The 14,185-nt window shown below is 41.9% G+C and carries 15 protein-coding genes; 6 read left to right on the plus strand and 9 right to left on the minus strand.

All coding sequences use genetic code 11. The annotated features are described in order from the left end of the window. The first annotated feature begins 111 nt into the window (after positions 1-111). A complete protein-coding gene (locus NSQ58_RS18120; RefSeq protein ID WP_226887842.1) occupies positions 112-483 on the plus strand; it encodes a hypothetical protein in 372 nt (123 codons plus the stop codon). Between the two features lie 131 nt (positions 484-614). Here the strand turns inward: NSQ58_RS18120 and NSQ58_RS18125 are convergent, their stop codons facing one another. After that, complete coding sequence (locus NSQ58_RS18125) at positions 615-1,550, minus strand: helix-turn-helix transcriptional regulator (RefSeq protein WP_028542016.1); 936 nt, start codon at positions 1,548-1,550, stop codon at positions 615-617. A gap of 120 nt (positions 1,551-1,670) precedes the next feature. Here NSQ58_RS18125 and NSQ58_RS18130 point away from each other — a divergent pair, with 120 nt between their 5' ends. Together NSQ58_RS18130 and NSQ58_RS18135 are read left to right on the plus strand one after the other, a co-directional pair. Beyond that, a complete protein-coding gene (locus NSQ58_RS18130; RefSeq protein ID WP_028542017.1) occupies positions 1,671-2,117 on the plus strand; it encodes a VOC family protein in 447 nt (148 codons plus the stop codon). Positions 2,118-2,224: 107 nt separating this feature from the next. Then, positions 2,225-3,703 (plus strand): protein adenylyltransferase SelO, encoded by a 1,479-nt coding sequence (locus NSQ58_RS18135; protein ID WP_341057967.1) that lies wholly within the window; start codon positions 2,225-2,227, stop codon positions 3,701-3,703. A 104-nt stretch (positions 3,704-3,807) separates the two neighbouring features. Here the strand turns inward: NSQ58_RS18135 and NSQ58_RS18140 are convergent, their stop codons facing one another. The 6 genes from NSQ58_RS18140 to NSQ58_RS18165 form a co-directional block, all read right to left on the minus strand. Further along, positions 3,808-4,224 (minus strand): DUF4280 domain-containing protein, encoded by a 417-nt coding sequence (locus NSQ58_RS18140; protein ID WP_013308879.1) that lies wholly within the window; start codon positions 4,222-4,224, stop codon positions 3,808-3,810. 5 nt (positions 4,225-4,229) lie between these two features. Next, positions 4,230-4,760 carry a hypothetical protein gene (locus NSQ58_RS18145; RefSeq protein WP_028542019.1) on the minus strand — a complete coding sequence of 177 codons (531 nt, stop codon included), beginning with the start codon at positions 4,758-4,760 and terminating at the stop codon, positions 4,230-4,232. Then, positions 4,757-6,019 carry a pentapeptide repeat-containing protein gene (locus tag NSQ58_RS18150; protein ID WP_341057968.1) on the minus strand — a complete coding sequence of 421 codons (1,263 nt, stop codon included), beginning with the start codon at positions 6,017-6,019 and terminating at the stop codon, positions 4,757-4,759. Before NSQ58_RS18150 ends, NSQ58_RS18145 begins: the two co-directional genes overlap by 4 nt. A 12-nt stretch (positions 6,020-6,031) precedes the next feature. Beyond that, complete coding sequence (locus NSQ58_RS18155) at positions 6,032-7,447, minus strand: phage baseplate assembly protein V (protein WP_028542021.1); 1,416 nt, start codon at positions 7,445-7,447, stop codon at positions 6,032-6,034. Then, positions 7,444-8,124 (minus strand): hypothetical protein, encoded by a 681-nt coding sequence (locus NSQ58_RS18160; protein ID WP_340981539.1) that lies wholly within the window; start codon positions 8,122-8,124, stop codon positions 7,444-7,446. The genes NSQ58_RS18155 and NSQ58_RS18160 overlap by 4 nt, the downstream gene beginning before the upstream one ends. Positions 8,125-8,289: 165 nt before the next feature. Beyond that, a complete protein-coding gene (locus tag NSQ58_RS18165; RefSeq protein WP_023987111.1) occupies positions 8,290-9,165 on the minus strand; it encodes an SDR family NAD(P)-dependent oxidoreductase in 876 nt (291 codons plus the stop codon). A 197-nt stretch (positions 9,166-9,362) separates the two neighbouring features. Here NSQ58_RS18165 and NSQ58_RS18170 point away from each other — a divergent pair, with 197 nt between their 5' ends. The 3 genes from NSQ58_RS18170 to NSQ58_RS18180 all read left to right on the plus strand — a co-directional run bounded on the left by NSQ58_RS18170 (position 9,363) and on the right by NSQ58_RS18180 (position 12,222). Beyond that, positions 9,363-9,830 (plus strand): MarR family winged helix-turn-helix transcriptional regulator, encoded by a 468-nt coding sequence (locus tag NSQ58_RS18170; RefSeq protein ID WP_071559263.1) that lies wholly within the window; start codon positions 9,363-9,365, stop codon positions 9,828-9,830. Between the two features lie 49 nt (positions 9,831-9,879). Further along, a complete protein-coding gene (locus NSQ58_RS18175; RefSeq protein WP_341057969.1) occupies positions 9,880-10,326 on the plus strand; it encodes a GNAT family N-acetyltransferase in 447 nt (148 codons plus the stop codon). Positions 10,327-10,842: 516 nt separating this feature from the next. Next, positions 10,843-12,222, plus strand: a complete 1,380-nt coding sequence (locus tag NSQ58_RS18180; protein WP_053324682.1) for an amino acid permease — start codon at positions 10,843-10,845, stop codon at positions 12,220-12,222. A gap of 125 nt (positions 12,223-12,347) precedes the next feature. On the opposite strand, the gene NSQ58_RS18185 is transcribed toward NSQ58_RS18180, so the two are convergent. Then, positions 12,348-12,611, minus strand: a complete 264-nt coding sequence (locus tag NSQ58_RS18185; protein WP_049828455.1) for a DUF3953 domain-containing protein — start codon at positions 12,609-12,611, stop codon at positions 12,348-12,350. Between the two features lie 193 nt (positions 12,612-12,804). Beyond that, entirely contained in the window at positions 12,805-13,845 is a 1,041-nt protein-coding gene (locus NSQ58_RS18190; RefSeq protein WP_023987116.1) for an NAD(P)-dependent alcohol dehydrogenase, read from the minus strand. Between the last annotated feature and the right edge of the window lie 340 nt (positions 13,846-14,185).

A 14,185-nucleotide genomic window follows, 5' to 3' on the forward strand; every position in this document is an offset into this window, starting at 1 on the left:
GGAAGGGCTTTTTGTTCCAGCACCTCCAGAAAATCAAGCCAATTTACCGGGGATTTTGTCCATTCAAAAGTATCTACTCCATCATTAACTATAAGTAAAACAATTAAGGAGATGATTTCTTTGAGAAAGGCAACCTTAATGAAAATTAAAAAAACAGAAGCAAAGTTGGGAAAAAAACTGAAAAAAAATAGTCACGTGATTATGAATCTTAAAAAAGCCATTCGTGTAACTCAACTTGGAGATGGGTTCGCACGATTCACTTTCGCACCGATCACTATTTCTCCTAATAGCTTTAGAAGCACTACGATTAACGGTAACGCCTACAATCTGATTAGCGGTGCATGGACTTTCTCTGGAAATGAACAAGGGTTTCTTCTCAATAATTATTCCGCGGCCGAAGACAGATGGGTATTTACTGCATGGAATCCAACTGGATTCACAAGAACGGTATCCTATGCTGTTATCGCCAAACGGAAGCCATGATTCAAATGTCATAGCTAGTAAAGAAAAGGAGCTTGCAGGTTCCTTTTCTTTACTAGAATGTAAATGAATAGACCAAAGATCTCCTAAAGGGTGTGAAGTTTTCTGGATTCTGCCTTAAAAGCCTTTTTACCTTATAATTTTTGATAGTGGTTTAAGAGGTGCTCAACTCTATCTTTAATAATCTGTTTTAAAGATTCAGGCTTCACTGATCGTACATAATGACCATATCTCATAAAATAATGAGCGATAAATTCTTCTTCTCCTGGATTATAGAATCCCTTAATGACTGTCTTATCACCATTTTCTATTTTCATAGAAGGATAATGTTCTTTATAAAAAATATCCTTGGCTTGTTCTACAATCTCTACTTCAAAGTCAATGCTCTTCTCAGTTTGATACATTTCTAATGAACGACTAAGAAGTTCATCTATAGAAAAGCGAGAATTGTTCTCCTCTTCTATAAGGGTTATTCGATCACATCTGAAAACTCTATATTTATTCGTATGTAACTCTATTCCAGTAGCATACCATTGACCAAACTTAGCGGAAATTTTGAAAAATTGAATATAGTAACTTTTTTTCTGATTATTTTTTACATATTTAACTTTACAGGTACTCTCATTAAGAATGCTTGTTAGAATTTTATCTAAATAACGACTAACATGATTATGCTGATATGTTTCAAATTGTAAAACCTTTTTCATTTTATGAATCTGGTTTATTTGTATTTTAGAAAGACAGTGTTCAAACTTTTCATTCAGTTGATTAACACTTAAATGAAAGGGGGTGGATTGATAAGCTTCTAACGTCAACATTGCAAAGTACAGAGCATACACTTCATCCATCGTAAAAATAATGGGGGATAACAATCTATTTTTTAGGATACCATATCGTCCATGTCTGCCATGTTCCGAAAAAATAGGCATACCTAATTGTTCCAATGAACTAATATCACGTAGAGCTGTACTTTTTGAGATATGGTATTTATCCATTAGGTCATTTAAATTAAAAAACTCTCGACTGTTTAAGTATCTGATCATGTCATTTAATCTTTCCGATTTCTTCATCTAAATCTCCTTATAAAGGTGTCATGTTTTGATACCTTTTTGTATGATAATAAGTTCAAGGGAATATATCAAATTCATAAGATATCTGACTAAAAGCACATATAAAAGGAGATTGATACCATGAGTACAACATTAGAAGTAGCTATTTTCTTATCCATGAACGGAAAGGCAAAAGAAGCTATACATTTTTACAAAAAACACTTCAGCGCAGAGGAATTGTTTCTTGTTACCTATCAAGACATGGCCCAACGTGACAGCTCCATACAGCTTACGGATGAAAATAAAAATTATATTTCTCATTCAGTCTTATCCATCGGAAAAACAAAAGTAATGATAGCAGAAGATACAATGAATCCCAGTGAAGAATATACAGTAGGGAATAATACTTCATTATGTATTCAAAGTGCTGACCTAGAAGAAATTAAACGTTTTTATGATAGCTTAATTACAGATGATCGAGTGAAAATTATTGTGCCTTTATCTAATAATGTGTTTAGCCAAGCCTACGGTATTATTGAAGACCCATTCGGTATTCAAATACAATTAATGTTTGATAATCGATTATAATAAAAAAGCATATTGTATGTTCCATGTTTCATAATTGGATAATAAATGGGCAGAAGTAAAAACTAAAATGGGAAAACCTAAGATACCGCAGCAGAAAAGGAGCCACTATGACGGAGAAAAAAGAAATAGCAGATCAAATAGGGTGGAACTTCGACAACAGTTACTCTCGTTTGCCGGAATCATTGTTTACAAAGCTCAACCTAACTCCTGTCCGCTCACCAAAGCTGATCATTCTTAATCATCCGTTGGCAGCATCACTGGGGTTGAACGGCACGGCGCTGCAAGGGAATGATGGCGTAGCGGAGCTGGCCGGCAACCAGGTTCCTGAAGGGGCTATGCCTCTTGCTCAAGCTTACGCAGGGCATCAATTCGGGCATTTTAACATGTTAGGAGACGGACGTGCTCTGCTGCTTGGCGAACAGATCAATCCCTTGGGTGAACGGGTTGATATTCAGCTCAAGGGCTCAGGCAGAACGCCATACTCCCGTGGTGGTGACGGTCGTGCGGCACTTGGTCCGATGCTTCGCGAATACATCATCAGTGAGGCGATGCATGCGCTAGGTATTGCTACCACCCGCAGCTTGGCGGTCGTATCCACGGGTGAGTCGATCATCCGGGAAACCGAGCAGCCCGGAGCCATTCTGACCCGTGTGGCTGCCAGTCATCTTCGCGTCGGAACCTTTCAATACGTCTCAGCATGGGGCACGTCTCAAGATCTCCGTGCTCTGGCTGATTATACATTGGAAAGACACTACCCGGAAGTTGCCAATGACGAAAACCGTTACCTTTCACTTCTTCAGGAAGTGATTAAGCGTCAGGCCGAGCTGATTGCCAAATGGCAGCTAGTTGGTTTTATTCATGGGGTGATGAACACCGACAATATGACCCTTAGCGGAGAAACCATTGATTATGGACCTTGCGCCTTCATGGATACCTATGATCCTGAGACGGTGTTCAGTTCCATCGACAGGCAGGGACGCTATGCTTATGCCAATCAGCCGCATATTGCTGCGTGGAATCTCGCGAGATTTGCTGAGACGCTCTTGCCACTGCTGCATGACAACAGGGAGCAGGCTGTCACACTGGCTGAGGATGCAATTTCAGATTTTGTAAAAATGTTTCACCATCATTGGCTTGCAGGAATGCGGGCGAAGCTAGGGATCTTTAACGAAGAGCAGGAGGATGAATCTCTTATTGAGGAGCTTCTGAGTATCATGCAGAAGCATCGTGCCGACTACACCAATACCTTCCGTGCCCTAACTTTGAACAAGCTGGAGGATACGGTTCTGTTCAGCACTGCGGAATTCACCCAGTGGCACGAGCAGTGGCAGGCGAGGCTGGGCAGACAGCAGGAATCACAAGCCTCCTCGTATCAGCTGATGCGCAGCAGCAATCCTGCAATCATTCCACGCAACCACCGGGTAGAAGAAGCACTGGAAGCTGCGGTGGAACGAGAAGACTACCGTGTGATGGAGCGGCTTCTTGAAGTTCTTTCGAACCCTTATGCCTACTCTACCGAACAGGAAATTTACTCTACATTGCCTGAGGAATCCACCTGTCCTTACCGAACCTTTTGCGGTACCTGATGTGGAGCGAACTATTTGAAGATAACCTATATTATGCGTTGGTGGAGAAGATAGCCAATCTCTCACCAACGCATTTTGTTTTTATAGTGGTAGGTTGCGACTGATTAATCCAGTTCCTGACCGTCATTTTCGATCTGTATGTGTCCGCAATAAAGACATTGATGCGTACAGTTCTGCGTAAGAGCAGGCTGGCCTTCGATGCGCATGTCGCTTTTTCCGTTCAGCCAAGGCATCGTAAGGACAGGAATACACGGTGCCTTTTTCACCCCATAAATATCGACCATCTCACTGGCTTGCACAGCCGGATTCAGCGGACTGGAGCAATTCCCAAAAGATTTTATGTTCACTCCGGGCACATAATCTCCAATATTCATCTGAGCTTTATTTTTGACATACACCCCATGGCTAAAAGGGCGCTTCAAACGCGTGGGCTGTGTACCGTAACTACAGCTTAAAATCGCACCTGCCACGACATAGCTTTTTTTCGCACCTGTTCCAGGCTGCACACTTGCTTCTTCCATACGGATTATTCCTCCTTTGTGGCCATCTCTACTTTTTGCACACGAACACCTGTAAATGGACGACGCAGCAGACTTTCCGCTACCGCGAGATTGATATAGATACGTGCTTCCAACAAGCCGGCAATCCGAAATATAGAGGATTCGATTTTCCCGTGTTTAAGTACCAATTGCTTCAAGGTGTGGTCGGGATACCACTCGGTTTGTGAGGAAAGACAATCCACCACAGGTGGACGCAGTACCCAGTACACATCCTGCCTGGCTTTCTGAAAATCGGTAAGTATAGCGGCCTTCCATTCCAGCTCCGGCATATATTTTTCCAACAGGGCTTTCATGGAGTCTGAAACCAGTGGCAAAGGGAACTCCAGAAAATCCGGATATACGGTTCGTGGATCTGTATGTACTGCTAGAAACAGGGGAGTATCCTCCGCCTGAAGGGTATGACCCGAAAGGATATCCTCCACCTGCAAGGGAGACAGGGGCGCAGTCTCCACCCGATGCTTTACGCGCTCGTCCACCATGAGTCGGTAATACCTCATGACATCCACTCCCCTTTACTCACTGCATCTGTTATCTGTGTAGCCAGGGGCGCTTCTATAGCAGCAAGGCCAATGGCTTCGCTTAGTTGGTCATCTGTAAAGCTTACCCGGTGTAGTTTTGCTCCTGTAAAATTAGCGTTTACTAAACATGCACCTATAAACGAAGCGTCAGTAACATCGGCTCCTACAAAGCAGGCACCTGTTAGATCCGCGCCGTTAAATAAAGCTCTTTGCAGCGCGGCATCTTGGAAAGTAGCTCCTTGAAGCTGTGCATGTTGAAAACTAGCTCCCTGTAAATTAGCTCTTGTAAAATTCACTCCATCCAATCCTAACGGTTCCCAATCCAGCCAAGCATCCGATCCATATTCGCTATTGCTTATTACTTCGTCCAGTACAGCCTCTTGCAGGGAACAGCCACTGAAATCGGCTCCGTGAAGCAGGCTGTGTGAAAGGTCGGTTCCATCTAGCTGAGCTTCTTGCCATACCGTGCCTACGAGGATACAGTGATGCAATCGACTTTGTTGCATCCCGATCTGGCGAAAGACTGTATAGCGAAAATCCAAGGAACTGTAATCTCCATCCGACAGTTGAACTTGAGACAGTGCTTGGTAGCTGTAGGCCGATTCTTCTTTTTCCTCCAGCCAAGACTTTACTATGTTTGCATCCATGGGTCTCCGATCTTCCCGATACACGGAGACACTATGATCCATATACTCTCCGACGCGAATCTCAAAAGCTTCTTCACGATCCAACGCCTCAAACTCTGGTAGGTGGACTGCTTGCTTCATAGCCTGACGAACTAGACTAACGATCATCGTATGAAGATATCCCGCTGCTTCCAGCATGATCTGTTCCAATTCAAGTTCGGAAAGGGAGACTTGTTGCTTCAAAGTTTCAGCCCCAAGTTGTTCACGTAATTGAGTCCAATAGAGAAAAATCCAACTTGCATCGTACTCCAACTGAACGGGCTCAGCATCAAGCATCCATAAGGCATCCGTAGCTTCAACAAGATAAACGGGCTTCTGTTCAAGCCATGTGGTGCGCAGCATAGAGTAGGTGATGTAACCGATATGACCTTTACGGCCTGTAAATTGTTTTTGCCGAACCAGCTCACAAAAGGCGCGAAAATGTTCTACTATATGCTGTAATCTTTGTGTTTGTGTTGATTTACATGTCAACGCCCATTCTTTGCGAATGAAAGACCAAGCCTGATGAAGAGCCGTTTGTTGTTGATCTAACACATCTGTTTGCTTTTCCATGTCTAATCATCCTTAATTCGACTTCACTTCGCTGCCTTTCATATCCGCCGATCCGCTTAATTCAATATGACTACCATTACAATCCATACGGAGCTGACTACCTGCGGACAGACTCATCGTCTTTCCCGCAGACAGGCTGAGATTGCCTCCCGCCGTAATATTCACCTGTTTGCTGCTCGCAATATGAATGCCTTCTTTATCGTCCAGTTTGATATAAATAGCGCCGTCCTTACCTGTAACGACCAGTTCATCCGGTCCCAGTCGAATTTCCTTGCCATGCGGGGTACGCCATATTTTCATTTGCGGATTGGAAAAATGGTTATGCGTACTCTTGCGATCTGCCCTTCTCACGGCACTACCTGCAACGCCGTCTTCTTCCCGACTACCGGGGAAATAGAGGGAAACTGAATCGCCTTTTTCTGGCATGACGTACCAGCCGGTATGGCCACCGCCACTGTACACAGTAGAATAGTTGAACCAGTGTGCTTGGTTTGTGTCCTGTTGTTCATCACAATCCAGATGAATGCGCACCTGATCCTGACGTACGTCCAGCACAATACCGCTTAATGAGGCTCCTGCCAGCTTATCCTGGTAGTAGCCTTTTTGCCGAAATCCCTGGTAAGAACCCAACACATACTGATGCCGCAGCAGTCCTTGACTCATGGCGGTGTAGGCTTCCATCACATACAGGTTATGCCCCTGAAAATTCAACTGAGCGCCCAAGTCGAGTACCTCATCCGTTTCTACCTCATAAAAAATAAAATCGTGTTCACTCAGTTGGGTTTGCTCATTCTCCTGAAAATAACGAAAAGGAAGCAATTGCTTACGTACGGTATAACGGGTATGATCCAGTATCGCCTGTGCAGGGCTGTCCTCAATACCAAAATAAAATTTGGGACTGTCAAAACGGGCTACAGGCATCAGACTCGTATGATAACGGGAGGCTATGCGTCTTAAAAACGCCCAGTCTGTCTCCTGATACTGAATGGCAAGCCGTCCGATGGCTTCTCCGCCGGTAGCCCCGTCGATCACATCCAGTCCTTCATAGTCCTTACCTATGTGCTCCAGCATTTGAGGAATCGTCATTTTCGTATACTGAAAAGAACGAGTACGCTGCTTCATGTCCATCCGGTAAGTATGGGAAATAGCTTCCACCTCCAGATAGTACACACCTCGCACGACTTTTACCTCGACCGAGAGGGCAATCCCACTAAATAGCGGTTTGCTTGCGCCAGATTCATCTTGTTGACTGACTTCAATGATGGTATTTTTTTCTGTCGTTTCCACATAACTGTCTTGCAAGTCTTCGGGGATAATACCTGTAAAATAAAGCCGAGTATGCTCGTTAATTTTTTTCGTTAAGGTAAGCTCCTCCAGATCAATTTGTTCATAAGGGTGAATTTGAATTTGATCGTATCCCAGACTCATGGTGTAGTCATTCCTTTCTCATTTGTAGAATAGATGGAGGGTGGAAGGACAGAAAGGGATTGAACCCAGTATTCTGCTACAGGTAACCAGACTTCGAGATCTGCCTCCAGACAGCTAAAGGAACCTATGACAACTCGTCCATTATGGATGAAGAGCAGCATTTTGTTGTATAGATTACCGTCGATCCCCGCCGCCACAAAACGAATCTGCCCAACTGAAAGTCCGGAACAGTTGGTGACCATTTCGGTACCTAACCAGTTGCGAATCGGTTGTACAGACCGTAAAATATCCGCCATTTGCTCTACAAAATCAGGCAGTTCTTCCGCTTCCAGAGCGGTATCTGTAGGATTAAAAGTGATATTGATGGTCTCCTCAGATGAGGTATAAATGACCTTTGGTCGATGCTCTGAAGGATATTTGATTATAGCTTGCTCCATTGGCATAGGAGTAAAGGACTTGGGGATGTAGAAACCAATCTCTCCGTGTAGTATTGTAATGGGCTCCAACGTGAGATAATCATTTTCAATATGAAGTAGCTTTGTTTCTTCAAACATGGAACCGTCCAGTTCCGATTTCTGGGTTTGAGCTGAGATGGATTTCACATTACCGTTATTAGCTGTCTTCTGATCCACCATTTTAGCTTTGAGGCTAAGTATATGCTCGTCTAGATAGTTCATAGAAAGCCCCCTTTTAGAAAAATACACGTTTGTACTTGAATATGTAAAGATGGGAGGAGATATTTAAGTACAGAACCAACATATGTATTTATCGGTTAAAAGAGAGATTTAGTTTACAAAATGAACCATTCGTTGGGGGGACATTGTTCGATTTTAGATTCTATTTCATTCCATAACGCCTTTTTGCCGTAATAATTCGGTTGTAGTACTCCAAAGTAGGCGTTGCATCTTGCTATCCCCACCAGGATATGCCGGCACAATCAGCTTACCAGTACCAACATTAAAATACCCGCCTGTCACTTCTTGATATTGGGATTCTGTTGCTAAACGAATAATAATTTCTGCTCCTCTCCGTGGGTCTCCGATATGCAAAGCGTTCAATATTTTTGCAAGTACCGAAGAAAATCCTAACTCACGGCCAAGGCCGGTAACGTTAAAGCCTGGATTAAGTGCGTTAACTACGATTCCGGTTCCATCCAATTGACGTCCAAGTTCTTCTGTAAACATGATATTAAGAAGTTTAGTCTTTCCGTATATCTTAGATGAACCTCTTGCGGTAAATGCAGATGTATCTATTAAATCCTCCGGTAATTTTAATTCACCATGGTTGCGTGACGCTTCAGAAGCTACATTGACGATCCTAGCATTTGTGGATTCCATTAGTGAATTGAGTAGTGTATGCGTTAACAGCCACGGGGCAAGATAGTTTACGGCTATCATTTCTGCCAAACCCTCTGAGGTTATTCGCTGTTCAAATCCATGTAATCCAGCATTGTTCACTAATACATCAATCTTTGGATAATTAGCTTTAATTTCATCCCCAATACGTTTGACATCTTTCATAAGAGACAGGTCCCCGAAAAAAAAGTCTACCTTTGTACTTGGCGCCAAGTCTCTCAGAATATTTCTAGTCGTTTCAGCACGCTTTTCATTTCTGGCTGTTAAGACTAGATGTGCTCCGCGTTGGGCTAATTCAATTGCTACCCATTGTCCAAGACCGTTAGTAGCACCAGTGATTACAATAATCGGGTATGTCGACATATACATCATCCTCCAAATTCTCGATCTAATTACATTCTTATTCATGTCCACGCTTTACGGTTGTGGATGCTTTATACTGTAGATCTTCTGCTTGACACTTACCAAAGTTGAAAATATGATTGACATATATCAAGTATATGTATTTTGATTGATATATGTCAAATATATTCGTACTAATTTGAATAAGGTGGAGACATATGGATAATAAAACTCAACATCCAAATTCTACAAGAGAGAAATTAGAACTGAATCTTGGTGAACAACTTAATGCACTTATAAGCGCGTCACATGCACTCAATGTAAAAACTGCGGCACTTTTCGATCCATCATTACAACCTGCGGCTTTTCTGATCGTACGCTGTCTTCTTTCATACGGCCCGGTAAGCGCTACATTTTTGGCAGAATCCACCGCTATGGATCGAAGCTCTGTCAGCCGTCTTGTTACTCAGCTTAAGCAATTGGAATATGTAAAAAGTGAAACTCACCCTGAGGATCGCCGGGGTGTGTTGATATCCCTGACAGCTAATGGTCGTGGAAAAGCCTTGGAAGCTTTAAAAGAAAAAGAAAAAGAATTTTATCAACGTATTTCAACATGGGAGGATTCCAAACTTGAAGCATTTATTGGGATGCTGAATTGTTTTAACGGTCAAGATTGTGAGGATTAATGAGTTTAGACATAAAGCATCGTATGATGAAAATAGGAGGTATTCAAAAGTGAAAGAAAAAAATGTTAGGGAAATTAGGGTATCTGATTATCATGACATTTATTTGTTGAACCAAGATTTTAACCCCAATCTATATCTATTTCCTGAAGAAAAAGTAAAAGAGAAGATTGAATTGATTACAAAGGAATCAAAAGATATGATCTTTGTTTATGAAGAAAATAACGAGGTATTAGGATATATTCATGGAAGCCCATATGAATTACTTTTTTCCGAATATTTGGTAAATATATTAGGATTTGTCGTTAAAGAAAAGTATAGAAATCAAGGTGTAGGTAGCATGTTGATTGAGCGTCTTGAACAGTGGGGAAAGTCCCATGGATTTTCTGGGATCAAACTATTATCTCACCCAAGTCGGATACAGGCTCACAGGTTCTATGAACGACGTGGCTATATGTTTACCAAGGATCAGAAAAATTTTATAAAAAATCTCAAATAAATACATATTCATTCATCATTGAATAAGCGGGTTCAAAAGCCTGATCTTTAGCTAGGCTTTGAACCCTTCAATTTTATAGATGAGATCCGCCACTTGCATCAATCCATTGACCAGTTATATCTTCATCTGGGATTTCAAATAGACTTAATATCGTGATATTTATCATTGAAGAAATATGTTTGTTTAGCACTCTAATGCATTACATTAAATTGACCATTGTTCAGAAAATATGAATAGCCTTCCTTTCCATTTCATGCATAAAAATGTCTGCTAATTAGCAGTTGTATTTAGGCGTTTTTTGTCATACAATGCATCTAATGCTACGGACTCGGTCTTAGAAACAGTAAGGTTTGGACGGTAAATAGGACGTGGTTTTCTGGTATATTTACGAATCGTGGAACTACTTTGTTGTCGTTCACTCACGACCACGTCAGTCTGAAAAGTTAATAATGTTTGGGGACAGTTTTCCGGATCATTAGCGTTTGATGATGAACATATACGAAGGGGAGCGTTCTTTTGGAATCGAAACAATTAACGAGAGGGCTAAAGCCACGGCACGTTGAGTTGATTGCGCTTGGAGGTACGATTGGCGTCGGTTTGTTTATGGGATCGGCAAGTACGATAAAATGGGCAGGTCCCTCAGTGCTGCTGGCTTATCTCTTAGCTGGGATTATTATGTTTTTTGTCATGCGGATCATGGGGGAAATGCTGATTCTTGAACCGGTGACAGGCTCATTCGCTACATTTGCTCATAAATATATCAGCCCTTTAGCCGGTTTCTTGACCGCCTGGAGCTATTGGTTTTTATGGGTTACCGTAGGGATGGCGGAAGTTACTGCGATTGGGGTATATGTGGGCTACTGGTTTCCAGATATCCCGCAATGGTTGCCGGCTTTGGCAGGTGTAATTATTATTGCATTGGCCAATTTGGCGGCTGTGAAATTTTATGGGGAATTTGAGTTTTGGTTTGCGATGATTAAAATTGTCGCCATTATCTTCATGTTAGTAGTTGGTACGGGGATGATCTTCTTTGGACTCGGTAACGGTGGACAACCGATAGGTCTATCCAATCTGTACAGCCATGGCGGCTTCTTTGCAGGTGGTTTGAAAGGGTTTCTGTTTGCACTCTGTATTGTAACAGCGGCTTACCAAGGGATAGAAATGGTGGGTATTACGGCAGGTGAAGCTGAAAATCCAAAAACGACACTGCGAAAAGCCATTAAAAACATCATCTGGCGTATTCTGATTTTCTACGTGGGTGCAATCTTTGTCATTGTTACGATTTATCCTTGGAACCAAATAGGCGAGATCGGTAGCCCATTTGTTCTGACTTTTGCCAAGGTAGGAATTGTGGCTGCTGCGGGTATCATTAACTTTGTTGTACTTACAGCTGCGATGTCTGGTTGTAACAGTGGTATTTACAGTGCGGGAAGAATGTTATACACGTTGGCTAAGAACGGACAAGCTCCCAAGTTTTTCGGGAAAGTTTCTCCAAGCGGCGTCCCTAGAAATAGTATAATAACGACCATTTCCTTGCTGCTGGTAGGGGTGTTATTTAACTATTTAATGCCTGATTCCAAACTTTTTCTGTATATTTACAGCGCCAGTGTTCTTCCAGGCATGGTACCGTGGTTTGCATTAGCCATCAGTCAATTTAAATTCAGGAAAAAGTGGAAAGACGAAATGAAGGATCACACCTTTAAATCTCGTTTTTTTCCGATCAGTAATTACATTACCATTATCTTTTTGTTGCTTGTGATCGTTGGAATGTGGTTTAATCCAGACACACGCTTGTCGTTGATTGTCGGGGCATCATTCATGGCGATCGTCATTGTTGGATATTTTGTCTTTGGCATAGGAAAGCGGCAGAGAATTGAAGAATTAGAGGAAAACTAAAAGATTGCTAAATACGTAACATTTGCTGAGCGCAATTCAGATGATCCTGAGTTCGCTCGGCTTTTCTTTTACATGACGAGGGAGGAGCTACGGAAGGGTTGTTACTGAGGTATAGAACCGTGTGGTTATCCTGTTCGCACTACAAGTGTAAATATAGAGACAAAAAAAGTGAGAAGGGAAACTGAGAAGTTGATAATTGCAATACTCTTACGGTTAGCCTTAAACTCTGTAATTCCAGAAAATAAAAATATAAACCCTAGAAAAAATTGCGCGATTTTGTATGAGTCCCTATAGGTGTCTGGGTATGCGAGTGATAAAGAGGAAGAGATCATAACAACTACAGCAAATATTAAAGTGAGGATTCTGTAAATATCCATTTTCTTGAACATAGATAAGTTCCCCCTTCCTATTTATTCCTAATGTATTATATTCTAAGGGTAGAATCTTTGAATTACAAATAAATACAAAAAAGAGGAAATAGACAATAGGATGGTACACAGAATAAAGTGAAGGTGTCCCAAGTAATACTTTGGGGACACCTTCAAAATTAAAATCACTTGTACAACTTATGATTTACATAGCTTACATTGTGCTAATGTCAATCACGAATCTATACTTCACATCAGAAGCTAACACTCGTTTGTAGGCTTCGTCAATCTGGTCGGCCGATATCACTTCAATTTTAGGAACAATATTGTGTTTTGCACAAAAATCCAACATTTCCTGTGTCTCACGGATGCCTCCTATCATTGAACCAGCAAATGAACGGCGATGTCCGATAAGGGACATCACATTTAGTGACAACGGCTCCCCAGGGGCACCGACATTCACCAAAGTTCCATCTAGATTGAGTAGTGCAAAATAAGCATCCATATCGATGGCAGCACTTACCGTGTTAATAATCAAATCAAAGTGCCCAGCAAGCTTTTCAAATGTTTCTGGTTCGCTTGTAGCATAATAGTGATCCGCACCAAATTGCAAGCCATCATCCTTTTTCTTTAATGTTTGTGATAGAACGGTTACCTCAGCACCCATAGCATGTGCAATCTTGATAGCCATATGGCCAAGGCCTCCCATTCCCACAACGGCCACTTTCTTATCTGGACCAGCACCCCAGCGGTTCAACGGTGAATAAGTCGTAATACCTGCACAAAGTAATGGAGCAGCCACGTCTAGCTCAATGTTATCTGGAATTTTCACTACAAAATCCTCAGTTACGACAATGTGGGTAGAATATCCGCCTTGTGTAGGCTCGCCGTATTTGTCAACACCAGCATAGGTAGGGACATTTCCTTTAAGGCAGTATTGTTCCTCTCCTTTACGACAGTTCTCACATTCTCCACAGGAATCGACCATACAGCCAACCCCTACCCGGTCACCAACTCTGTACTTTGTAACCTTAGATCCTACCTCCGTGACAATCCCTGCAATTTCATGTCCAGGTACGAGAGGGTAGTTCACTGGTCCCCATTCACCGTGAGCAGTGTGGATGTCAGAATGGCATATTCCGGCATATTTAATTTCAATCAGAACATCGTATGAATCAAGATCCCGTCGTTTAATTTCAGCCGATCGAAACGGTTTGTCTGGGCCATCGACAGCGCGTGCTTTAGCAGTTATCATAAATAGCCTCCTATTATTTGTATTTTTCAAGAGAATGCAGTTATATCGGTATAAATTGAAAACTAGCTGAAGTCGGTTGAAGTTACCCTTCATTCATTTCCATTTATACTTTTTCTCTTGCAAATCAATGTTAATCCTTATAGTTAACTCTAAGTCAAGCGCAAGTTTATATTCCTTTTGGGAATTTCTGCTCGTACAGGTTCAGGTTCATTACAGCTAATTATATTTCGTTAGATTGCATCTGATTCTACTTTTCCTATAAGGGGACTTTGACATTCAACAAATAACTTGATAGAATTCCCCTTACACCCTAGAGTTAACTCGAAGTCTATGTCATTAA

This window comes from Paenibacillus sp. FSL M7-0134, from assembly GCF_038007865.1.
In the GTDB taxonomy this organism is placed as follows: Bacteria; Bacillota; Bacilli; order Paenibacillales; family Paenibacillaceae; genus Paenibacillus; species Paenibacillus polymyxa_B.

What these genes read in the sequence shown, in the direction of transcription:
- NSQ58_RS18120 (WP_226887842.1), top strand. Translation starts at nt 112, where the DNA reads ATGATTTCTTTGAGAAAGGCAACCTTAATGAAAATTAAAAAAACAGAA.
- NSQ58_RS18125 (WP_028542016.1), bottom strand. Translation starts at nt 1,550, where the DNA reads ATGAAGAAATCGGAAAGATTAAATGACATGATCAGATACTTAAACAGT.
- NSQ58_RS18130 (WP_028542017.1), top strand. Translation starts at nt 1,671, where the DNA reads ATGAGTACAACATTAGAAGTAGCTATTTTCTTATCCATGAACGGAAAG.
- NSQ58_RS18135 (WP_341057967.1), top strand. Translation starts at nt 2,225, where the DNA reads ATGACGGAGAAAAAAGAAATAGCAGATCAAATAGGGTGGAACTTCGAC.
- NSQ58_RS18140 (WP_013308879.1), bottom strand. Translation starts at nt 4,224, where the DNA reads ATGGAAGAAGCAAGTGTGCAGCCTGGAACAGGTGCGAAAAAAAGCTAT.
- NSQ58_RS18145 (WP_028542019.1), bottom strand. Translation starts at nt 4,760, where the DNA reads ATGAGGTATTACCGACTCATGGTGGACGAGCGCGTAAAGCATCGGGTG.
- NSQ58_RS18150 (WP_341057968.1), bottom strand. Translation starts at nt 6,019, where the DNA reads ATGGAAAAGCAAACAGATGTGTTAGATCAACAACAAACGGCTCTTCAT.
- NSQ58_RS18155 (WP_028542021.1), bottom strand. Translation starts at nt 7,447, where the DNA reads ATGAGTCTGGGATACGATCAAATTCAAATTCACCCTTATGAACAAATT.
- NSQ58_RS18160 (WP_340981539.1), bottom strand. Translation starts at nt 8,124, where the DNA reads ATGAACTATCTAGACGAGCATATACTTAGCCTCAAAGCTAAAATGGTG.
- NSQ58_RS18165 (WP_023987111.1), bottom strand. Translation starts at nt 9,165, where the DNA reads ATGTCGACATACCCGATTATTGTAATCACTGGTGCTACTAACGGTCTT.
- NSQ58_RS18170 (WP_071559263.1), top strand. Translation starts at nt 9,363, where the DNA reads ATGGATAATAAAACTCAACATCCAAATTCTACAAGAGAGAAATTAGAA.
- NSQ58_RS18185 (WP_049828455.1), bottom strand. Translation starts at nt 12,611, where the DNA reads ATGTTCAAGAAAATGGATATTTACAGAATCCTCACTTTAATATTTGCT.
- NSQ58_RS18190 (WP_023987116.1), bottom strand. Translation starts at nt 13,845, where the DNA reads ATGATAACTGCTAAAGCACGCGCTGTCGATGGCCCAGACAAACCGTTT.